Origin of the sequence: Rhizobium sp. 25PS6 (assembly GCF_032464655.1) — a bacterium.
GTDB classification, from domain to species: Bacteria; Pseudomonadota; Alphaproteobacteria; order Rhizobiales; family Rhizobiaceae; genus Rhizobium; species Rhizobium laguerreae.
Map to the genome: position 1 here is coordinate 117,292 of NZ_JAWDIV010000019.1, position 21,474 is coordinate 138,765.

At 62.7% G+C, this 21,474-nt stretch carries 19 protein-coding genes; 9 read left to right on the forward strand and 10 right to left on the reverse strand.

Annotated elements, in window-relative coordinates; translation table 11 throughout:
• Positions 1-35: 35 nt before the first annotated feature.
• Positions 36-1,607, reverse strand: coding sequence for a putative bifunctional diguanylate cyclase/phosphodiesterase (locus tag RWK44_RS25600; protein WP_316029566.1), 1,572 nt, complete (start codon positions 1,605-1,607; stop codon positions 36-38).
• 456 nt (positions 1,608-2,063) lie between these two features.
• Positions 2,064-2,618 (reverse strand): histidine phosphatase family protein, encoded by a 555-nt coding sequence (locus RWK44_RS25605; RefSeq protein WP_316029567.1) that lies wholly within the window; start codon positions 2,616-2,618, stop codon positions 2,064-2,066.
• 233 nt (positions 2,619-2,851) lie between these two features.
• Between RWK44_RS25605 and RWK44_RS25610 the strand changes: the two genes are divergently transcribed.
• Genes RWK44_RS25610 through RWK44_RS25620 form a run of 3 tightly spaced genes read left to right on the forward strand, consistent with a single transcriptional unit; the run spans position 2,852 to position 4,518 of the window.
• Positions 2,852-3,061, forward strand: a complete 210-nt coding sequence (locus tag RWK44_RS25610; protein WP_020051492.1) for a CbtB domain-containing protein — start codon at positions 2,852-2,854, stop codon at positions 3,059-3,061.
• A gap of 25 nt (positions 3,062-3,086) precedes the next feature.
• Entirely contained in the window at positions 3,087-3,833 is a 747-nt protein-coding gene (locus RWK44_RS25615) for a CbtA family protein (RefSeq protein WP_316029568.1), read from the forward strand.
• Between the two features lie 49 nt (positions 3,834-3,882).
• Positions 3,883-4,518 carry a hypothetical protein gene (locus tag RWK44_RS25620; RefSeq protein ID WP_316029569.1) on the forward strand — a complete coding sequence of 212 codons (636 nt, stop codon included), beginning with the start codon at positions 3,883-3,885 and terminating at the stop codon, positions 4,516-4,518.
• On the opposite strand, the gene RWK44_RS25625 is transcribed toward RWK44_RS25620, so the two are convergent.
• Positions 4,503-5,165, reverse strand: a complete 663-nt coding sequence (locus tag RWK44_RS25625; RefSeq protein ID WP_131665478.1) for a sulfite oxidase-like oxidoreductase — start codon at positions 5,163-5,165, stop codon at positions 4,503-4,505. The genes RWK44_RS25620 and RWK44_RS25625 overlap by 16 nt on opposite strands.
• 188 nt (positions 5,166-5,353) lie before the next feature.
• Between RWK44_RS25625 and RWK44_RS25630 the strand changes: the two genes are divergently transcribed.
• The 6 genes from RWK44_RS25630 (at position 5,354) to RWK44_RS25655 (ending at position 13,166) form a co-directional block, all read left to right on the forward strand.
• Positions 5,354-7,153: a sensor histidine kinase gene (locus RWK44_RS25630; RefSeq protein ID WP_376776654.1), complete on the forward strand. Its 1,800-nt coding sequence runs from the start codon at positions 5,354-5,356 to the stop codon at positions 7,151-7,153.
• Positions 7,150-8,484 carry a sigma-54-dependent transcriptional regulator gene (locus RWK44_RS25635; protein WP_065281141.1) on the forward strand — a complete coding sequence of 445 codons (1,335 nt, stop codon included), beginning with the start codon at positions 7,150-7,152 and terminating at the stop codon, positions 8,482-8,484. Before RWK44_RS25630 ends, RWK44_RS25635 begins: the two co-directional genes overlap by 4 nt.
• Positions 8,485-8,714: 230 nt before the next feature.
• A complete protein-coding gene (locus RWK44_RS25640) occupies positions 8,715-9,698 on the forward strand; it encodes a tripartite tricarboxylate transporter substrate-binding protein (protein ID WP_316029571.1) in 984 nt (327 codons plus the stop codon).
• A 212-nt stretch (positions 9,699-9,910) separates the two neighbouring features.
• Positions 9,911-10,372 carry a tripartite tricarboxylate transporter TctB family protein gene (locus RWK44_RS25645; protein ID WP_316029572.1) on the forward strand — a complete coding sequence of 154 codons (462 nt, stop codon included), beginning with the start codon at positions 9,911-9,913 and terminating at the stop codon, positions 10,370-10,372.
• Positions 10,373-10,381: 9 nt separating this feature from the next.
• On the forward strand, positions 10,382-11,887 hold the full coding sequence (locus RWK44_RS25650; protein WP_020051484.1) for a tripartite tricarboxylate transporter permease: 1,506 nt from the start codon (positions 10,382-10,384) through the stop codon (positions 11,885-11,887).
• A gap of 109 nt (positions 11,888-11,996) precedes the next feature.
• Entirely contained in the window at positions 11,997-13,166 is a 1,170-nt protein-coding gene (locus RWK44_RS25655) for a M20 aminoacylase family protein (protein WP_316029573.1), read from the forward strand.
• A 135-nt stretch (positions 13,167-13,301) separates the two neighbouring features.
• Here the strand turns inward: RWK44_RS25655 and RWK44_RS25660 are convergent, their stop codons facing one another.
• From RWK44_RS25660 to RWK44_RS25690, 7 genes are all read right to left on the reverse strand, one after another.
• Entirely contained in the window at positions 13,302-14,147 is an 846-nt protein-coding gene (locus tag RWK44_RS25660; protein WP_316029574.1) for a metal ABC transporter permease, read from the reverse strand.
• Entirely contained in the window at positions 14,144-15,004 is an 861-nt protein-coding gene (gene sitC, locus RWK44_RS25665) for an iron/manganese ABC transporter permease subunit SitC (protein ID WP_017995053.1), read from the reverse strand. Before sitC ends, RWK44_RS25660 begins: the two co-directional genes overlap by 4 nt.
• On the reverse strand, positions 15,001-15,906 hold the full coding sequence (locus RWK44_RS25670; RefSeq protein WP_316029575.1) for a manganese/iron ABC transporter ATP-binding protein: 906 nt from the start codon (positions 15,904-15,906) through the stop codon (positions 15,001-15,003). Before RWK44_RS25670 ends, sitC begins: the two co-directional genes overlap by 4 nt.
• Positions 15,903-16,835 (reverse strand): metal ABC transporter substrate-binding protein, encoded by a 933-nt coding sequence (locus tag RWK44_RS25675; RefSeq protein WP_316029576.1) that lies wholly within the window; start codon positions 16,833-16,835, stop codon positions 15,903-15,905. Before RWK44_RS25675 ends, RWK44_RS25670 begins: the two co-directional genes overlap by 4 nt.
• Before the next feature lie 289 nt (positions 16,836-17,124).
• Positions 17,125-18,912 carry an adenine deaminase gene (locus RWK44_RS25680; protein WP_316029577.1) on the reverse strand — a complete coding sequence of 596 codons (1,788 nt, stop codon included), beginning with the start codon at positions 18,910-18,912 and terminating at the stop codon, positions 17,125-17,127.
• Positions 18,909-19,829, reverse strand: a complete 921-nt coding sequence (locus RWK44_RS25685; protein ID WP_222011943.1) for a nucleoside hydrolase — start codon at positions 19,827-19,829, stop codon at positions 18,909-18,911. The genes RWK44_RS25680 and RWK44_RS25685 overlap by 4 nt, the downstream gene beginning before the upstream one ends.
• Before the next feature lie 170 nt (positions 19,830-19,999).
• On the reverse strand, positions 20,000-21,433 hold the full coding sequence (locus tag RWK44_RS25690; protein WP_131665467.1) for an efflux transporter outer membrane subunit: 1,434 nt from the start codon (positions 21,431-21,433) through the stop codon (positions 20,000-20,002).
• Positions 21,434-21,474 lie beyond the last annotated feature (41 nt).

Sequence of the window (21,474 nt, forward strand, 5' to 3'; positions counted from 1 at the left end):
GGAATTGCGTCCAAACAAAAGGTTAGAGCGCTTCGTCAGGCCGTGAAGGCCAGACGGGTCTTGCGATCACTGATAAAGATGCTCGCCTCGGTGGCGGGCATCGCCTTGCCGAAAAGATAACCCTGGCCGACGTCGCAGCCGAGCTGAAGCAGGAAGGCGAGCTGGCCGTGCTCTTCGATACCTTCCGCAGTCGTCTTGATGTTGAGACTCCTGCCGAGGCCGAGCATGGCGCGGACGATCTTTTCCTGCCGCTCGTCGTCGCGATAGGTGTCGATGAAGCTTTTGTCGATCTTGATCTTGTCGAAACGGTAGCGGGCGAGCTGGGCGAGGCTCGAATAGCCCGTACCGAAATCGTCGAGTGCGATCTGGATGCCGGCTGCATGCAGTTCATCGAGAATGGCCGCGGCCGCGGCGGGATCCTGAATCAGCGCATTTTCGGTGATCTCCACTTCCAGGCGCTGCGGTGACAGCCGGCTTGCCGAAAGGACCTTAAGGATGCGGGAGGTCAGCAATTTGTCTTCCATCTGCACCGGCGAGACGTTGAAGCACAACATTACATGCTCCGGCCAGGTGAGGGCGTCGCAGCAGGCCTGGGCAAGAAGATCCTCGAACAATGCGGTGATCATACCGTTTTCCTCAGCGATGCCGATGAAGACCGGAGGCGGGATGTTGGCGCCGTCCTCACCGATCCAACGCGCTAAGGCCTCGAAGCCACAGAGCTGGCCGGTCTTCAGATCGATCAGCGGCTGATAGAAGGGTTTGATTGCCTTGTTGGAGATTGCAGCGCGCAGCCTGGTTTCCAGCGCGGCGCGTTCCGTTACCTTGTTCTGCATTGAGGCTTCGAAAACGAAATAGTGGTTGGGTCCACGTGATTTCGCCTCGTACATGGCGAGGTCGGCACGGTGGGCGGCATCTTCCAGCGGTTCGGCTCCCTCGGCCCAGCGGTCATAGCCGACGCTGGCGCCGACTTCGACGGCAAAGCCATCGATATGGATCGGTCGGGTGACGGCCTGGATCAGCAGCTTGGCAAAACGCTCCTCGCGCTGCGCCGACAGGGCGAAGGCGACGATGATGAATTCGTCGCCGCCGAAGCGATAGACGCAGTCGGCATTGCCGAGCGCGCAGATGCGTCTGGCAACCTCGATCAACAGGATGTCGCCGCCCTTGTGGCCGACAAGATCGTTGACCTTCTTGAAACCATCTAGGTCGACAGAGAAGATAGTGACGTTGCGGTCCCACTCCTCGATCTCGGCCTGGTCGTCCTCGATCGGGCGTGAGAGGATCTTGCGCTCGAAGGCGTAGCGGTTCGGCAGCTTGGTCAGATGGTCGTGGGTCGCGGTCCAATCGGCTTTTGTCTGGGCGGCCGCGCGCAGGTCCATTTCCTTGCGCAGGTCGGCGATGCGCAGCACCGAATAGATAAAGCTCATGGCGCCGGCGATGCCGAGCCCCAGAACGAGCCTATCGGCGCCGTACTCGCCGAAACCGGTCATGAAGGCGACCAAGCTGTCGTCGAGCTGCAGCAGCGTGCCGAGAAGCCAGAGGGTCACGCCAGAGACCACGATCGACACGCATTGCCGTCCGGCCCTGCTTTGGAAAAACACTGGCATTATGCCTTCTCCATTTCCACCTTCGCGGAAATATCACGAAAGTCTGAAATGTTTGTTGAAACCAGAAGGCGAATTATCGGAGGCGGCAGCCTGTTGCTGTGCCGCTGAGAGACTGACGGAGCCTGTGGCAAACCAGGGCGGCGCTGTCAGCGTGATCCCTTCGTGGTTCGGGAGACCGGCAGCCACCGGAAAAGAACGAAGGCGAGCGTGCTCATCGCATCGCTCGCCCTTTCCAGTGCTTCAGGCGGTGACGATCAGCAGCGGAACGCTGACGATGAGACCGACCAGAACCGTGACTGTGGCGACACGCATGAAACGCAGGCGTCGCGTGCGCTCGCCACTCCAATCATATGTCATTCTTCCATCTCCTTGGGACAAGGAAGTAGTCCCCGCAAAGCCGGGTTCAACAAAGATGACGCGATTTGCTTGTGCAAAGCTGGATAAGATCAGCAGTCTCTAATGCTGGAAGCGCAGAGACCAGCGCTGTCCGTTGCTGGTCATGCGGATGATGGAAAGTGGCTCGACGTCGCTCAGCCAAAAGGAGGAGAGCGGCGCCTGCAGCACATGCACGATCGCTGTCCGGATGACGGCCGGATGGCTGATTGCAATGACGTGGCCGTCGAGGACGGTCAGGCCATCCATCCAGCCGGCGATGCGCGTGCGTAGATCAAGAAGGCTCTCGCCGCCATGCGGGGCCGCTTCCGGATCGCTCATCCACCCCATGAGGTTCTCCGGCTCTTCGGTCCCGATCGCCGTGATCGACCTGCCGGCCCAGCGGCCATGGTCGCAGTCGCAAAGCGCCTGATCTATTTGGGCTTCGAGGCCGAGCGCGTCAGCAGTCTGACGGGCGCGCAAGGCGGGGCTCGTGGCAATACGGTCGGCGCGGGGCGGGGCGATCATCCTGCCGGCTTCCTCCACTGCCTTGTCCTCCAGCGGTTCGTCGAGCGGGAACAGGGCCTTGCGGCTTGCTGCCGTCGCGCCATGGCAGATCCAGGTGAGGCGCGTGTTCACGGTCGTTCTTGTCTCCGGGAATGCGGCGACAGCGTCCTTCGCCGGCTTGTGAAGTTTCGTTGACAGTCTCTTCGGCGTGCAGATATAACCGTGCTGTTGCGGGTTTGGAAGCCGGTGTAAGTCCGGCGCGGTCGCGCCACTGTGACCAGCGTGTCGAAAGCTCTTCGCGCTGGAAGTCAGACCCTACTGCACAAGCACTCTTTCGACTGAACGCGTCATTCCCGGAGGAATACATGTCTGACACCACTTTCGCGCCCGTTGCAGTACCGGCGCCGATCCCTGTAGGCGAAATCTTGCCCTGGGCGATCTTCGGCGGCCTGCTGATGCTCATCGTCCTCTATTTCGTCGGCACCGAAGAAGGCGCAATAGCGCTGTTCAACGGTATGTATGTGCATGAATTCGTGCATGACGGCCGCCATCTCCTCGGCTTTCCCTGCCACTAATCGCGTCGCGATCGGAGTTCCTGACATGGTTGGAAACCTTCTGCTTCGCGGCATGCTCGCGGGCCTGATGGCTGGCATTCTCGTTTTCGCTTTCGCCCATACCTTCGGCGAGCCGCTGGTCGATGCGGCGATCGCCTTTGAGGAGGCGAGCGCCCAGGCGGCCGGCGAGGCTGCCGAACCTGAAATCGTCAGCCGCGCCACGCAGGCCGGTCTCGGCCTTTTCACCGGCGTCATGGCCTACAGCGTCGCCGTCGGCGGGCTCTTCGCGCTCGCTTTCGCTTTCGTGCACGGCCGCTTCAGCAGCCTTTCGCCGCGCGGCACCTCGGCCGTCATCGCCATTGCCGCCTTCGTGGCGGTCGTCCTCGTTCCCGGGATCAAGTATCCGGCCAACCCGCCGGCGGTCGGCAATCCCGATACGATCGGCGCCAGGACCGAGCTGTTCTTCCTGATGATCGTCGCGTCGCTTGCTGCGCTCGTCGCTGCTGTGGCGCTGTCGCGTCGTCTTTCCGAGCGCTTCGGTCTCTGGAACGGCGCGATCATCGCCGGCATCGCCTATCTCGTCTTCATCGGCGTCGTGCTCTACCTGCTGCCGCCGATCAACGAGGTGCCGGAGAACCTCTCGGCGATGGTGCTCTGGCGGTTCCGCACGACCTCACTCGGCATGCATGTGATCCTCTGGGCAACGCTCGGTCTCGCCTTCGGGGCGCTGGCGGAAAAGCGACTTGCGGTCAGGGGCGGACAACGCAGCCGGCCGGCAACGGCATTTCACTGAACGCATCGAAGGGCGCCGCTTTGCCGGCGCCCTGAACTTTCGGGCGATTATGAAAAACGACAGAGCCAGATCACTGCTGCTGACGGCGCTTTCTGCCGCCGCGTTTTTTTGTGTGGTCGCTGGAAGCGCTTTTGCCCATAGCCGCAGCAGCGACGGCGGCAGCCATGCCGGGCTGGATATCCCGGAGATTTCCCATGGCGAGATGGCTGTCATGTCTGACTATCGCGGTCGGATCATCGGTCTTGCATCCCGCGCCGTCGAGACGAACGAGCCGTTCCGGCGCGTGCTGAACTATGCCGAGATCCAGTATTCCTACTGTCTGTGGGGCCGGATGCCGGGCAGCGTGACGGATGAGGCAAGCCCGTTCAACGAATGCGCCCATGCCTATCTCGCCGCGACCAAGGCGGTGTTGCTTTCGATGCGCGAGATGCCGCGGGAGGCTGCTGCTGCGGGTGAAATCATTTCCGCGGTCGACGCCGACATGGTGCGGCGCGGGCTTGCGCTCATCAGCTGCCGCTTCAGCGGCGAAGGCTTCAACACCGCCGATATCGTCAAGCCGTGCTGGAGCGGGATCCCATTCCATGCCGCCAGCATGGCGTCGCTGACGGGGCTTGCCTCTTTGTTCGGCCTTGGCGTGTTTGCGCTTCGCCGTTTCTCGCGGCCGAAAGTTCAGTCGTCGGAATAGCGCTGCTCGCGCCACGGATCGCCATAGATGTGGTAGCCGTTCTTTTCCCAGAAGCCGGCCTGATCGGCGGGCATCAGCTCGATGCGGCGCAGCCATTTGGCGCTTTTCCAGAAATAGAGATGCGGCACGACGAGGCGCATCGGGCCGCCATGCTCCGGCGTCAGCGGCAGGCCTTCCCAGGCGGTGGCGAGGATCGCATCCTCGGCGGCGAAATCGGCGAGCGGCAGGTTCGTGGTATAGCCGTCGTAGCTCGTCAGCATGACGTAAGCTGCCTCCGGCTTCGGCATGGCAAGGTCGAGCAGATCGCGCGTCGAAACGCCCTTCCATTTGTTGTCGTAGCGCGACCAGGTGGTGACGCAGTGGATATCGCTCAACCCCGTGCTCTGTTCGATCGCCTGGAAGTCGGCCCAGGTGAGGGTGCGCGTCGTTTCGACGAGGCCGCGCACATCGAGCCGCCAGGTCTCGGTCGAGATGACAGGCTGCTGGCCGAGGTCGAGTACCGGCCAGTTCTTGACAAGGTGCTGGCCGGGCGGCAGGCGCTCGGCTTCGGGACGGCTGATACGGCCGGTCAGGAACTTGCCCTCTGCCGCCCAGCGGCGCTTGGATGTGGTGAGTTTGCTGTCGGCGGGCGTCTGGTCGTCGCTCATGGGCGGGGCCTCCTTGCGGTGCAGCAATAGGACATCCGCCCCTGCCGGGTGTCAAGTTTCGGCGGCCCCTTGGAAATCCCTACCCACCCCTTTAAACTCGGTGCGTTGGGTATGCCTCGCTGGGGAGTGGAGGCAGAAAAGGGGAGGAGCCGGTTCTGTCTTCGAGATATCGTGCGATAGCGGCGTTGCTGGTGGTGCCGCTGATCATCTTCGCCTTTTTCACCTATGGGAGCGCGATTGCGACGCGCGCCTATATGGAGGAAGCCTCGGCGCAGGCGGGAACGGCGCTGCGCCTTGCCGTTTCGGCACTCAGCGGCCATCTCAACCGCTACGAGGCGCTGCCGGCGCTGATCGCGGATCACGACGACATCAAGGAACTGGTGAGCGCGCCTGACGATGCGGCGCTGCGCGATGCGGCCAATCTTTATCTCAAGGAGATCAACGGGCTTCTGAAATCCTCCGATATCTATGTGGTCAAGCCAGACGGAGAGACGATCGCGGCCAGCAATTACGATGGGCCTGCAAGTTTCGTCGGGCAGAATTTCAGCTACAGGCCCTATTTCCAGGATGCGATCGAAGGCCGGCAGGCACGGTTTTACGCGCTCGGCACCACCTCGCTGAAGCGCGGCTATTATTTTGCCGCACCGATCCGAACCGGCGCGAATATTCGTGGCGTCATCGTCTTCAAGGTCGATATCGACATGATCGAATCCTCCTGGGGCGGCGGCGAATACAAGATTTTCGTCTCCGATCCGGAGGGCATCATCTTCATGTCCGGCAGCCCGGAATGGCTCTATGGCGCCATTCTGCCGCTGACGGCCGACCGCGTCGCCCGCACCGAGGCGTCGCGGCGTTATGCCAATGCCAGGCTGGCGGCGCTGCCGGTGACGCGTCACCACTTCGAGCAGCATGAGCTGATGACGCTGGCCGGCGAGCGCGGTTCGAGCGAATTTCTGGTGCTCTCGCATTATATGCCGGCCGAGGACTGGACGGTGAACGTGCTGATGGAGACGAGTTCCATCCGTGCCCAGGCACGCACGGCGCTTGTGGCAGTGTTTCTCTTCCTCTGCATCACCGGGCTCGCGGTCGCGGTTCTGCGCCAGAGGCGGGCGCGGCTTGCCGAGCGCATGCAGATGCAAGCCGAAGCCCGCAACGAGCTGGAACGGCGCGTCGAGGAGCGCACAGCCGATCTTGCCCGCGTCAACAGCCGCATAGAAGAAGAAATCGCCGAACGGCGGCTGACCGAGCAGCAGCTGCGACAGACGCAGGCCGATCTGATCCAGGCGGGCAAGCTTGCCGGGCTGGGGCAGATGTCGGCTGCCCTTTCGCACGAGTTCAACCAGCCGCTCGCCGCCGCCAAGACCTATACGGACAGCGCCTCCGTTCTCATCGACCGTGGGCGGACGGAGGAGGCGCGGGACAATATCCGGCGTATCGGCGGGCTGATCGACCGTATGGCTGCGATCAGCCGGCACCTGCGCAACTTCGCCCGCAAGCCCAACGAGAAGCTCGGTCCCGTTTCCCTCGACGAGGCGATGCGCGATACGCTCGAGATCATCGCCTGGCGACTGAAGGCGGCGGATGCCGAACTGCTTCTCGCTCTCGGGCCGCGTCCGCCGATGGTGCGCGCCGGTTCTGTGCGTCTGCAGCAGGTGCTGGTGAACGTGATCTCGAATGCGGCCGATGCGGTGGAAGGGCTGAATGATCGGCGCATCGAGGTTTCGGCCTTCGAGGAGGCCGGCAAGGTGGTGCTGGCTGTGCGGGACCATGGACCGGGCGTGCCGGCGGCGATCGCCGAGCGTATCTTCGATCCCTTCTTCACGACGAAGGGCGTCGGCAAGGGGCTCGGCCTCGGGCTTTCGATCTCCTACAACATCATCAAGGATTTCGGCGGCAGCCTTACTGCTGCCAATCATCCCGAAGGGGGCGCGGTGTTCCGCATCGAGCTGCAATCGGCGGCAGGGCTGATGCCGGAGGCAGCGGAATGAACGATGCGAAGATCCTGCTGGTTGACGACGAGGAGGAACTGCGCCGTTCGACGGCGCAGGCGCTGGAGCTCTCCGGCTTCAGTGTCGAGACCTATTCGAACGGCGACCATGTGCTGGAGCTGATCGGCTACAGCTTTCCCGGCGTCGTCGTCAGCGATATCCGCATGCCCGGCATCGACGGCATGACGCTAATGCAGAAGATCCGCGAGCTCGACCCGGAGGTACCTGTCATTCTCGTTACCGGCCACGGCGACGTTCAGCTTGCGGTGAAGGCGATGCGCGAAGGGGCCTATGATTTCATCGAGAAGCCGTTCACGCCGGAGATGCTTGCCGGCGTCATCCGCCGGGCGATGGAGCGGCGCGGCCTGGTGCTCGAAAACCGGCTGCTGAAGGCGGTGGCCGGCAAGCGCGACGATATCGAGGCGCGGCTGCCGGGGCGCACGCAGGTGATGGTGGATCTGCGCTACCGCATCCGGGCGATCGGGGCGAGCGATGCCGATACGCTGATCGTCGGCGAGACCGGGGCCGGCAAGGAGGTGGTGGCGCGGGCGCTCCACGACATCAGTGCCCGGGCAAGCCGGCCGTTCATCGCGATCAATTGTGCCGCGCTGCCGGCGAACCTGATCGAGAGCGAGCTCTTCGGCCATGAGGCGGGTGCCTTTCCGGGCGCGGTAAGGCCGCGTTACGGAAAATTCGAACATGGGCGCGGCGGCACGATCCTGCTCGACGAGATCGGCTCCATGCCGTTCGACCTGCAGGCCAAGTTTCTGCGGGTGCTGCAGGAGCGGGTGATCTCCAGGCTCGGTTCGAATGAGGTGGTGGCGCTCGACGTGCGCTTCATCGCGACAAGCAAGGTCGATCTGGAGGCGGAGGTGGCGGCGGGGCGCTTCCGCGCCGACCTCTTCTATCGGCTGAACGTCGCGACGCTGCACGTGCCGTCTTTGTCGCAGCGGCGGGCGGATGTTCCGCTGCTTTTCCTGCAGCTGGTGCGGGAGGCGGCGGCCCGCTACGGCCGCGACGAGATGACCGTGCCGCCCGACGTGATTTCCGACATTGCTCAGCGCGACTGGCCCGGCAATGTGCGTGAGCTGAGGAATGCCGCCGACCGCCTGGTCCTCGGTCTCGACAATGGCGGGCGGCAAGCCGAGGAGGCAACCGGGCTTGCGGAGCGCGTCGCCGAATTCGAACGCGGGGTCATTGCCAGCGCGCTGGTGGCGCATGGCGGCAGCCTCAGGCCGGTCTATGAGTCGCTCGGCATTTCCCGGAAGACCCTCTACGAAAAGATGCAGAAATATGGTCTCGACAAGCGCATGCTCACCACCGAAAGCTAGCCGGGTGCTGGGGCAGCGCTGCAATTTTCGCGGTACGATGGGTGGATTTCCACCCGCCGACAGAGCCGTTTGTTTCCAAATCGACCCATGCTGCATCGCACTGTCATAAAATCGTCTTTCGAAAGCGACTGCAATGATTGCGGGTCGATTTTTCCAGGCGGCAAATAGGTTATCCGAACCGGCGCGGAGGATGTGTCGGCGGGTTCGCTTATTTCATCAGGGAGGAAACGATGAAAATTCTGAAGGCCATGCTCGGCCTGACCGCGGCTGCCGCGGTCTCTCTTCTCGCCGGCGCCGCTTCGGCGCAGACCTATCCCGAACGCACCATCACCATGGTCGTGCCCTTTGCGGCCGGCGGCCCGACCGATACCGTCGCGCGCCTGGTCGCCGAATCCATGTCGAAGGATCTCGGCCAGCAGATCGTCGTCGAAAATGTCGGCGGCGCCGGCGGCACGCTCGGCGCCGGCCGCGTGGCGAATGCCGATCCCGACGGTTACACCGTCCTGCTGCACCATATCGGCATGGCGACCAGCGCCACGCTTTATCGCAAGCTCGCCTATGACACGCTTGGCGCCTTCGACTATGTCGGCCTCGTCACCGAGGTGCCGATGACGATCGTCGCCCGCAAGGACATGGAGCCGGCCGACCTCAAGGGGCTGATCGATTATATCAAGGCCAACAAGGACAAGGTGACGGTCGCCAATGCCGGCATCGGTGCGGCCTCGCATCTCTGCGGCATGATGTTCATGAGCGCCATCCAGACGCCGCTGACGACCGTTCCCTATAAGGGCACCGGCCCTGCCATGACCGATCTTCTCGGCGGTCAGGTCGACGTCATGTGCGACCAGACGACCAACACGACGAAGCAGATCCAAGGCGGCACGATCAAGGCCTATGCCGTGACCTCGCCCAAGCGGCTCGAGGTGATGAAGGACATTCCGACGGCAGTCGAAGCGGGTCTGCCGGGTTTTGAAGTCGGCATCTGGCACGGCATCTATACGCCGAAGGGCACGCCGGCTGAAATCAACGAACGTCTGTCGAAGGCGCTGCAGGTGGCGCTGAAGGATCCGAATGTCGGCGCCCGCTTCGCCGAGCTCGGCACGGCGCCATCCTCCGACGCCGATGCGACGCCGGCTGCGCTGAAGGCCAAACTCGAAAGCGAGATCGCCCGTTGGAAGCCGGTGATCGAGGCCGCTGGCGAATATGCCGACTGAGGGTTATCCTCGTCCAGGCATGCCGAAAGAGCCCCTCACCCTAACCCTCTCCCCGTGAACGGGGAGAGGGGACTTGCGTCACTCAACGGCGGCAAAGGGCGAAGGGCTTGCAGCTATTTCCCTTCTCCCCGCATGCGGTGAGAAGGTGCCGGCAGGCGGATGAGGGCAATCGCAGCAGCAGTGCGTCACGAACCATCTCCCCAGGAGACACCATGAAATCCATCAGTTTCGATACCACCAATGCGATTTGCGGCGCGCTTTTCGTCGCGACCGGCGCTTTCTTCGCCATCCAGTCGCTGGGGCTCGACCTCGGCACGTCAGTGCGCATGGGGCCTGGTTATTTCCCGCTGGTGCTTGCCGCCGTGCTCGTGCTTCTCGGCGCGATCATCTTCATTCAGGCGCTGCGGGTCGAGGGCGAGCCGATCGACCCGTTTGCCTGGCGCGGCATGCTCTTCATCCTGCCGGCACCGGTGTTCTTCGGGCTGACGGTGCGCGGGCTCGGATTTGCACCGTCACTGTTCCTCACCGCCTTCATCGCCTGCTTCGCATCGCAAAAGATGAACGTGTTCTTCGCGATCATCCTGTCGCTGCTGCTGACGATCTTTTCGGTTGCGGTCTTCAGCTACGGGCTCGGCCTGCCGTTCGAGCGCTTCGGCCCCTGGGTCCGGTTCTAGGAGACGATGATGGATCTTTTCAGCAATCTCGCGCTCGGCTTTGCAACAGCCGGCACTCCGGAAAACCTGCTCTTCTGCCTGATCGGCGTGCTGCTCGGCACGCTGATCGGCGTGCTGCCCGGGATCGGCGCCACGGCGACGATCGCCATGCTCTTGCCGATCACCTTCCAGCTTGAACCGGTTTCCTCGCTGATCATGCTCGCCGGCATCTATTACGGCGCGCAGTACGGCGGCTCGACGACGGCGATCCTGATCAACATGCCGGGCGAATCCTCCTCGGCCGTCACCGCGATCGACGGCTACCAGATGGCCCGCAAGGGCCGGGCCGGCGCAGCGCTCGCGATCGCGGCGCTCGGCTCGTTCTTTGCCGGCACGGTCTCGACCTTCCTCGTCGCGATCTTCGCACCGCCGCTGACCGCAATCGCGCTGCAATTCGGCTCGGCGGAATATTTCTCGCTGATGATCGTCGGCCTCGTCTCCTCGATCGCGCTCGCGCATGGCTCGGTCGTCAAAGCGCTGGCCATGGTGGCGCTCGGGCTGCTGCTCGGCCTCGTCGGCACCGACATCTACACGGGCACGCCACGCTTCACGCTCGGCATCCGTGAATATGCGGACGGGCTGAACTTTGTGGCGCTTGCCGTCGGCGTCTTCGGCGTGGCGGAAATCCTGCGCAACCTCGAGGGCGAGTCAACACGCACGGTGCTGATGGCCAAGGTCACCGGCCTTTTGCCGTCCCGCCAGGAATTCAAGGAGATGATTGCGCCGGTCATTCGCGGTACGGCGATCGGCTCGGCGCTTGGCATCCTGCCGGGTGGTGGCGCCATTCTCGCGGCCTTCGCCTCCTACACGGTGGAAAAGCGGATGTCGAAGACGCCGGAGGAATTCGGTAAGGGCGCGATCGCCGGCGTTGCGGGACCGGAATCGGCGAACAATGCCGGCGCGCAGACTTCTTTCATTCCGCTGCTGACGCTTGGCATTCCGGCCAATCCCGTCATGGCGCTGATGGTCGGCGCGATGATCATCCAGGGCATCGTACCCGGTCCGAACGTCGCCACCGAGCAGCCGGCGCTGTTCTGGGGAATCATCGCCTCGATGTGGATCGGCAACCTGATGCTGGTCATCCTTAACCTGCCGCTGATCGGGCTCTGGGTGAAGCTCTTGACCGTGCCTTACTACGTGCTCTTCCCCATCATCATGGCCTTCTGCTCCATCGGGGTCTACAGCGTCAACGCCAACGTCTACGATCTCTACGCCGTGGCCTTCTTCGGGCTCATCGGCTATGTGCTGGCGAAGCTTCGCTGTGAGCCGGCGCCGCTTCTGCTCGGCTTCGTGCTCGGGCCATTGCTCGAGGAGAACCTCCGGCGCGCCATGATCCTGTCGCGCGGCGATCCGACCACCTTCGTCACGCGGCCAATCAGCGCCATTCTTCTGGCCATTGCGGTCGCCGTGCTGATCGTCGTCTTCCTGCCGAGTGTCAAGAAGAAGCGCGAGGAGGTGTTCGTCGAGGAGGCCTGAGGGGGTTGAACTTGTAGGCCGTTTGATGAACAAAGAATGATCTGATGCGGGCGCCGGTTGGGCGCCCGTTTCGCATGACGGGATATCCAGGCCCCAGGAGCATTGCCCGATGAGCATTCCCGCCCGGATCAAGGACGATCTGCCGTTTCTGACCTCTCTGCGCCGCGACCTGCACGCCCATCCCGAACTCGGTTTCGAGGAGGAGCGCACCGGCGGCATCGTCGCGAGGCTTCTCGAAGAAGCAGGCATCACTGTGCATCGCGGTCTCGGCGGCACCGGCGTGGTCGGCACGCTGCGGCTCGGCAGCGGCACACGCAGGATCGGGCTGCGCGCCGACATGGATGCGCTCGCCATGCCTGAAATGGCGAAGCGGCCCTATAAATCGACCGTGCCCGGAAAAATGCATGCCTGCGGCCATGACGGTCATACGGCGATGCTCATCGGCGCCGCGCGGCATCTTGCGGCAACGCGGGATTTTTCCGGCACGGTGCATTTCATCTTCCAGCCGGCTGAAGAAGGGCGGGGCGGAGCAAGGCGCATGGTCGAGGAGGGGCTGTTCAAGCTTTTCCCCTGCGATGCCGTTTATGGGCTGCATAACATGCCTGGGCTTGCGGTCGATGAGATCGCCGTGGTCGAGGGGCCGCAGCTTGCCTCCTCCGACAGCTGGCGCATGACCTTCCGTGGGACCGGAACGCACGGCGCCAAGCCGCATCTCGGCCGCGATCCGATCACGGCGGCCGGGACTTTCCTGTCATCGCTGCAGACGATCGTCGGACGGGTGGTCGATCCGCTGCAGCCGGCCGTCGTCAGCGCCTGTTTCCTGCAGGCGGGCGACTCGAAGGCGCTGAACGTCATTCCAGATATCGTCGAGATCGGTGGGACGGCGCGGGCCTATTCACCCAATGTGCGCGACCAGTTGGAGACCGAGATCGGGCGATTGGCGCATGGCACTGCGGCCATGTACGGCATTGCAGTGGACTATGCATTCGAGCGGCGGATTCCGCCTGTCATCAATGACGCGGATGCGACCGCGCGGGCGCTGGCCGTGGCCGGCTCGGTCTTCGGCGGCAAGGTGCAGACAAGCTTTCCGCCGTCGACGGCAGGCGACGATTTCGCCTTCTTCGCCCAGAACGCGCCGGGCTGCTATGTCTGGCTCGGCAACGGTCCGGCGGTGGACGGGGCTCTGCATCACAACACGGCCTATGATTTCAACGATGAAGCGCTTGGATATGGGGCGGCCTATTGGGTGGCGCTGGTCGAGCGGGAGTTGAGGGTTTGATTATCTTCTGCCCAATTGCCCAAACCGGAATCGAGTTTAGGAATTAGGCAGCAATTCAAAAGCGACCGTTACGCGCCTCTCTGCATTCTGCATTGGCAACAATTGCCCTCCGTACAGCGACTTCGTCAAAGTCCATCAGTCTGTCGGCGATTCCTCGACCCGGGCCGTCCCGTGCGTGGCATGGATGAAGGCGAGCACGAAGCCGATCGCCAGCACTAGCACGATGGTCGGCGCCGGCGCGCTGTCGATGAAGAAGGACAGGTAGACGCCGACAAAGGAACCGATCACCGCAATGGCGACGGAGAGGAGCAGCATGGTGCTGAACCTGCGGGTGAGCAGGAAGGCGATGGCTCCCGGCGCAATCAGCATGGCGATCGAAAGGATGATGCCTACCGCCTGCAAGGCACCGACGATCGTCAGCGAGATGAGGGCGAGAAGGCCGTAATGCAGCAGGTTGATCCTGAGGCCCACCGCCCTTGCCTGGGCAGGGTCGAAGGCGTGCAGCAGGAAGTCCTTCCACTTCACACCAAGAATGACAGCCGTGATCGCCGCGATGACAGCCGACTGCCCGATGTCGCGCCAGGAGACACCGAGCATGTCGCCGAACAGGATGTGATCGAGATGCACGTGGGACTGGATCTTGACATAAAGAACCAGGCCGAGCCCGAACATGCCGGAGAAAACGATGCCCATCACAGTATCCTGTTTGATGCGGCTGTTATCTTTGAGGAAACCGGTGGCGATAGCGCAAAACATGCCGGCCACGAAGGCGCCGACCGCGAAGGGTATGCCGACGATATAGGCAATGACCACGCCGGGGAAGACGGCGTGGCTGATGGCGTCTCCCATCAGCGACCAGCCTTTCAGAACCAGGAAGCAGGACAACAGCGCCATCGGGATTGCGACCAGCACCGAGATCACCAGCGCATTGACCATGAAGCCGAACTGGAAAGGCGAAAGAAGCGTGTCGACCATGTTCATGGCGCTGCCTCCAGCGCCTGCGCGGCGCGTCTGCGCGCCGCCAGCATGCCGTGTTTGGGTGCGAAGAAGAACGCGATCAGGAAGATTGCCGTCTGTAGCACGACGATGATGCCGCCTGTTGCGCCATCGAGGAAGTAACTCGCATAAGCGCCGACGAAACTGGTCATCGATCCGATGATGACCGCAATCACAAGCAGCCGCGGGAAGCGGTCTGTCAGCAGATAGGCGGTCGCGCCGGGCGTCACCACCATGCAGATGACGAGGAATGCACCGACTGTCTGCAGCGCCGCGACGGTGGAGGCAGACAGCAGCGTGAAGAAAATGACCTTGAGAACGGTCGGATTTAGACCGATCGATCGGGCATGGCTCTCGTCGAAGAAGGTGACCATCAGGTCCTTCCATTTGACGAGCAGGACAGCCAGCGACACGAAGCCGATGATGGCGAGTTGCAGCGTATCCTCGGGCGTGATGGCGAGAATGTTGCCGAGCACGATCGTCTGGATGTTGACCGCCATAGGCTGGAGCGAAACCATGAACAGGCCCAGCCCGAAGAAGGAGGAGAAGATCAGGCCGATGATGGCATCTTCCTTCAGCTTGGTGCGCTGGTTGAGGAAAAGCATCGCTGCGGCAGCGAGCCCTCCGGAAAAGAAGGCCCCGATCGAAAAGGGAAGTCCGAGCATATAGGCGCCGGCGACGCCGGGAACGATCGCGTGCGAGAGCGCGTCGCCGATCAGCGACCAGCCTTTCAGCATCAGATAACAGGAGAGGAAAGCGCAGACGCCGCCGACAAGGGCGGACACCCACATGGCATTGAGCATGTATTCATAGGTGAAGGGCTGCAGGAGGTCGGCTATCATTCCCGGCCCCCATTGCCACTATCGGGCCTCCGGGCGGTCGCTTTGCCACCCTGCATGATCAGGGGGCGCTCATCATCGGTTATGACGCCGATCGACGTTGGCCTGCCGCTCTGCGCTTCGCTGAACACGAAATGACGCAGCACGCCGCCAAAGGTCTTTTCCAGATTTTCCTGCGTAAAAGTCTCGACGGTCGGGCCGTAGGCGAGCACCGTGCCCTTGATCAGAATGGTCCGGTCGCAGAACTCCGGCACGGAGCCGAGATTATGGGTGGAGACCAGCATGACACGACCTTCATCCCGCAGTTCGCGCAGGAGCCTGATGATCTGGTCCTCGGTCTTTACGTCGACGCCGGTAAAGGGTTCATCGAGCAGAATGACCCGGCCGTCCTGCGCCAGGGCTCGCGCCAAAAAGACCCGCTTCCTCTGGCCGCCGGAGAGTTCGCCGATCTGGCGCTTGCGGAACTCGCTCATGGCGACACGGGCGAGCGCGGAGGCAACTGCCTCGTGGTCGGCGGCCTTCGGGATGCGCATCATGCCCATGTGACCGTAGCGGCCCATCATCACGACATCCTCGACCAGCACCGGGAAGTTCCAGTCGACTTCTTCCGATTGCGGCACATAGGCGACGAGGTTCTTGCGCAGCGCCTCTTCGACCGGCATGCCAAGCACGCGAATGTGGCCCCTGGCGAGACGCACGAAACCCATGATCGACTTGAAGAGCGTCGACTTGCCGGAACCGTTGACACCGACCAGCGCGGCGATCGTGCCCGTGGGGATCTGGAAACTCGCGTCCCTCAGGGCGGTATGTCCGTTGCGGTAAGTGACGGTCGCATCCTTTACCGTGATCCCCGATCCCGCATCCGAGGATGCGGGACGGACAAGATTGCCAAGCAGCACGGTCATTGCGACAACCCATCGGCAAGACCCTTGGCGACGGTATCGGAGGTCACGCGCAGAAGATCGATATAGGTTGGCACCGGGCCGTCGGCTTCGCTCAGCGAGTCGACATAGAGGACGCCGCCATAATGCGCGCCGGTTTCGCGCGCCACCTGCCGGGCCGGTTTATCGGAAACGGTGCTTTCGCTGAAGACGGTAGGAATCTGGTTTTCCTTCACCGCATCGATCACCTTGCGGACCTGCTGGGGCGTGCCCTGCTGGTCGGCATTGATTGGCCAGAGATAGAGTTCCTTCAGCCCGAAATCGCGTGCGAGATAGGAAAAGGCGCCCTCGCTTGACACCAGCCAGCGCTTGTCCTCGGGAATTTTTTCGAGGGTGGCGCGGATCGGAGTGATCGTCGCTTCGATCTTCTGCTTGTAGGCCTCGGCGTTGGCCTTGTAGGTCTCCGCATTCGCCGGATCATACTTTGCGAAAGCATCACGGATATTGTCGACGTAGATCAGGGCGTTCTTCGGCGACATCCAGGCGTGGGGGTTGGGCTTGCCTTCGTAGGGGCCTTCCGAGATGCCCATCGGTTCAATGCCATCGGAGACGACGGCACCGGGGACATCGTGCAGGTTCTGGAAGAACTTTTCGAACCAGCGCTCCAGATTGAGGCCGTTCCAGAGAATGAGCTGTGCACCTTGTGCTCGCTGGATGTCACCCGGCGTCGGCGCATAGTTGTGGATCTCCGCGCCCGGCTTGGTGATCGATTCCACGATCGCGGCATCACCGGCCACGTTTTTTGCCATGTCGGCAATTACTGTGAAGGTCGTCACCACCTTGAACTTCGAATTGGTTGTCTGTTGGGCAGCGGCGGGAAAGGCAACCAGCACGGCTGCGAATGCCACCCCTATCATTCCGGCCAAAACCGACCGTCTTTCCCTATAGAGCATATGTTTCTCCTCTTGCTGCTATTGCGACCGAATTGCAAAATCTATGGAAAGTCGAACAAGTTGCGATTCGGAATGATTTGCAAAAAATACTTGACGACCCTTGCTTCGACTATTGTGCAATTAAGAATGAATTGCAACAATGATCCGAACGAGAGGTCGAAAAAGATGACAGCAGGGCTCGACGGGCTGGCCAACCTCATCGAACAACGCATACCGGGATATGCTTCGATCGGTTAGATGTTTGAGGAGCACACGGCGCGCCTCCTGGCGGAGCCGCGCTTTCCTCGATCTACCAAACAGCCAGTACCGGGTTTTCCAGCACCTTGCCCGTTACAACATCGGCAATCCCCCGATCGGTCTGATGCGGGCCGACATTGCAGGCGAGCGTAGCGCCGAAGCAGGCCTTGAAGACCAGATAGGGCGGCTTCCACGTTACGATCTTTTCCATCGCCTTGCGGATGCCGGCGAAGGCCAGGGCCGTGTCCTTCAGCGATGCATCCGTCACCAGGCCGGAGAGCGGCAGCGGCAGCATCGCCTCGATCCTGCCGTCCTTGGCGACAGCCATGCCGCCGCCTGCCGCGATGACTGCGTTGGCGGCGAGCGCCATGTCGCCGGCATTGCCGCCGAAGACGGTGAGGTTGTGGCTGTCATGCGAAACGGTGGTACAGAAAGCGCCATTCCATTCGCCCCAGCCGGTGAGGAAGCCGATGCGCGGGGCGCTGTCGGCCTTTCCGTGGCGATGGGCGACTGAAATCATGGCGCTACCGGCCGGCGGTACGACGAAACCGTCCCTGACCTCGGTTTCGGCCTCGCCCCATTGCGTGAAGCGCGGGCGGTCGATGGTAGCGACGCGGACGCGCTCGCCCTTCGCCGGAATGCGAAAATCATTCTCGGTCAGCGGTGTCAGCTTCACCGAATTGACAAGCGGCGCCGTATCGATCTGCTGGACGGCAACCTGCATGCTGCCGTTGCGGGCAACGATGCGGCCGGCTGATATGACGAGCCGCGTCCGGAATTCTGCTAGGTCTTCGAAGAGCACGATGTCGGCGCGGCGGCCGGCGGCGACGAGGCCGAGATCGGAGCGCTTCAGACGTTGTGCGGCGTTGAAGGTTGCGGCACGGATGGCCCATTCCGGCTTCATGCCGTATCGCACCAGGCGCCTGATGACGTCGTCGAGGCCGCCGCCTTCCTGGAGTTCGTCGGGAAAGACGTCGTCGGTGCAGAGCGTGACGGTCGCAGGCAGGTGGCCGAGACCGTTCAGCACCTCGACGAACTCCTGCAGCAGATGGTCGTGAGAGCCGCGCAGCTCGATCGTCAGGCCGGCGGAAAGCTTGGCGAGGAGATCGGCGCCGGAGGTAAGTTCGTGGTCGGAGGTGATACCCGATGCCATGAAGGCGTTGAGGTCGGCGCCTTCGAGGCCGCGTGCATGGCCGCAGACGAGCTTGCCGGCGGCAAGGCCGGCATTGACGATATCAGTCATGCGCGGATCGCCGTCGATGACGCCGCGCATATTCATCACTTCGGCGACGCCGTCGATGGCGGAGGAGTGCAACATCTCGGTGATCATGGAGGCATCGAAATCGGCGCCGGCAAGTTCCAGGCCCGGCGCGGAGGGCACGCAGGAGGGCGCGAGCAGGATCATACGCAGCGGCAGGCTGCGCGCCGCCTCGATCGCCCAGCGCACGCCGTCGAGCCCATGGACGTTGCCGAATTCATGCGGATCCCAGACGATCGTAGTGACGCCGCGTGGCAAGACGGCGCTCGTATATTCGGCGGGTGTCACCATCGAACTTTCGATATGCATGTGCGTGTCGATCAGGCCGGGTGTCAGGATGCCGCCTGCCGCATCGATGATCTCCAGGGCGTCGCTGCGGCTTGCGGGGGCGTGGACGCTCGCGATCAGCGCGCCGACGAGACCGATGTCGGCCTCGCGTATCAGGCCGGTGACGGCATCGAGCAATCGTCCGCCGGTGATCAGCACGTCGAAGGGCGCATCGCCGCGCGCGGCGGCGACGGCGCGGGCGCGCAAGGCAGGATCGCTGAGATCGGCGGGTTCCTGACGAGGGATGGCGTTCATTTGCGGGCCTCGTTAACAAGGGCTGCGAGAATGATGACACGCGCCATGTCGGCATCGATGTCGGCGGCGTATTGAGCATTGAAGCTCGCATGCGTGGCGCGGGTCTCGACGACGGTACGGCCGCGGGTCAAGGCGCCCTGCAGCTCGACGTCGATACGGGCAGGGCGGAAGCTGACGATATCTGGGGCGACGAAGGCGACGGCGGCGCAAGGATCGTAAATCGCCATGGCCGGACGGCCGCGGCTGGTGCCGATGCGGATATAACCCGAAAACATATCGGCGATCAGTTCGGCATTGGCGCCGCCGGCATTGCGCACCGGCTCAGCGTCTTCGGGCCTGGCCAGCACCTTGCGGCAGAGGTCGAGATCGACCATGCGCAGCGGCAGGCCATGGGCGATGACGATCGAGAGGGCCTCGGGATCGGCGAGCGCGTTGAACTCGGCGGAGGCCGTATGGTTGCCACTGGTGACGCCGCCGCCCATCCAGACGAGTTCGGTGATGCGGGCGGCAAGATCGGGCCGGGCAAGCGCCACGGCGGCGATGTTGGTGAGCGGGCCAAGCGCCAGGATGCGGTGCTGGCCTTTGCGCTCCAGCCAGCGGCAGAGTGCTGCGAAGGCATCGCTTTCGGCAAGGGCAGCCGCCTGCTGCAGGCTCCTGCCTGATGTCGGGATGCCGGTTTCGCCGAGGATCGCCTGAGCGGTTTCGAGCTTGCCGAGCACGGGCATGGCTCGGCCGGTGTGGATCGGGAACGTCCAGCCGAAGGCGCTGGCGGCGCCGGCGGCGTTTATCCTCACCTGCGGCAGCGGCGTATTGCCGAAGACCAGTGATATTCCGTCGATCTCGAATTCCGACTGTCCCACCACCAGAATGGCGGCGATGTCGTCGAAGCCCATGTCCGTGTCGATCCAGACGCCCATGATTTCACCCGAACCGTTTGAGGTTTGCCGCGCCGGCAACCGGCAGATCGAAGCTTGTCGAATCCAAATTCATCTTATGCGCAGTTATCGGTGGCGGCACGCGGCACCTACGAAAAAGCCCCGCGAGATGATCGCGGGGCTCTGTATTTCCCAGAAGGGCGAAACGCAGATCAGCTCTTGACGGCTACAGCTTTCACAGTCGGTGCGGTGGTCTTGCCGCCGGGGGCGAAACCGCCGCCGATTGCGATGTTCAGCGAGACATAGTCCTTGGCCATCTGCTGGACGGCTGCGGCAAGGCTTGCCTGGGCGAGCGAAACCTGGCGCTGGGCGTCGAGAACGTCGAGCAGCGAAGAGGCGCCGTCCTTGTAGGATGCTGTGGAAAGCTCAAGCGTTTCCTGCGTGGTCTTCACTTGGGCCTGAAGTGCTGCGACCGTGCGGGCGTCACGCCGGACGGCCGAAAGTGCATTCTCGACCTGTTCGACGGCGGACAGCACCGTCGACTTCCAGTTGAGATAGGCATTGGCGGCATTGGACTGTGCCGTCTTGACGTTGGCGCGCAGGGTGCCGCCGTCGAAAATCGGCAGGTTGAGGGTTGGGCCGAAGGACCAGCCGGTCAGGCCGCCATGGACGCCGCGCTGGTTGATGTAGGACGGCGAGATCGAGCCGCTGAGCGAGATGCTCGGATAAAGCTGCGCCTGGGCAACGCCGATATTGGCCGTTGCGGCGGCGAGATCACGCTCCGCTACGCGAATGTCGGGACGGTTGCGGATCAGATCTGCCGGAATGCCGGAGGTGATGCCACCGCGGAATACCGGCTGGCCACGGCCCTTCAGCAATTCATCGACGAGAGCCGAGGCCGGCAGGCCGAGCAGCGTGGCGATGTGATGGGCCGATATGCGGATGTTGGTTTCCAGGCCGGGAATTTCGGCGAGCGTCGACTGCACCAGGCCTTCGGCCTGAACGACGTCGAGACGCGAGGCGGCGCCGGCTTCAAGCTGGAACTTGGTCAGTTCGTAGGTTTCCTGACGAGACTTCAGGTTGGCCCTCGAAAGCGCCAGGCGCTGCTGATAATAGCGAACGTCGATATAGCTCGAGACGAGATCCTGCACGAGGGTCAGCTTGGCGACATCAGCTGATGCGTATGCTGAATCGAGCGACGCAAGCGCGCTCTCGGTGCTGCGCTTGTAGAGGCCGAAGAGGTCGAGCAGCCAGCTCAGCTGGACGTCGCCGGCACTGGTGTTGCGCGTGTCGAACTGGTTGCGTAGCTCGCCCTTCTGGCCGCTGATCGTGTGCGAAGCGCCGACGTTCAGGTTCGGCAGGCCGCCGGCGCCGGCGGCGATGACGTTGGCGGAAGCCGAATTGATGCGTTCGATCGCCTGCTGGACGGTCAGGTTCTGATCGAGTCCGGCCTGGACATAGCCATTCAGTTTGGGATCGCTAAAGGCGGTCCACCAGGCTGCGGTTGCGACGTCGCCTACACTCTTCGTTCCGCCTTCTCCGAATTTGGCGGGCAGCGGCATTTCAGGAGGAGCATGATCCGGGCCTACGACACAGCCCGACAACAATAATAATAATGCCGGTGTGGCAAAACGAAGAGATACCATTCATTTCATCCTGTACTCGAGCAAGTCAATTCTTGTCCGAA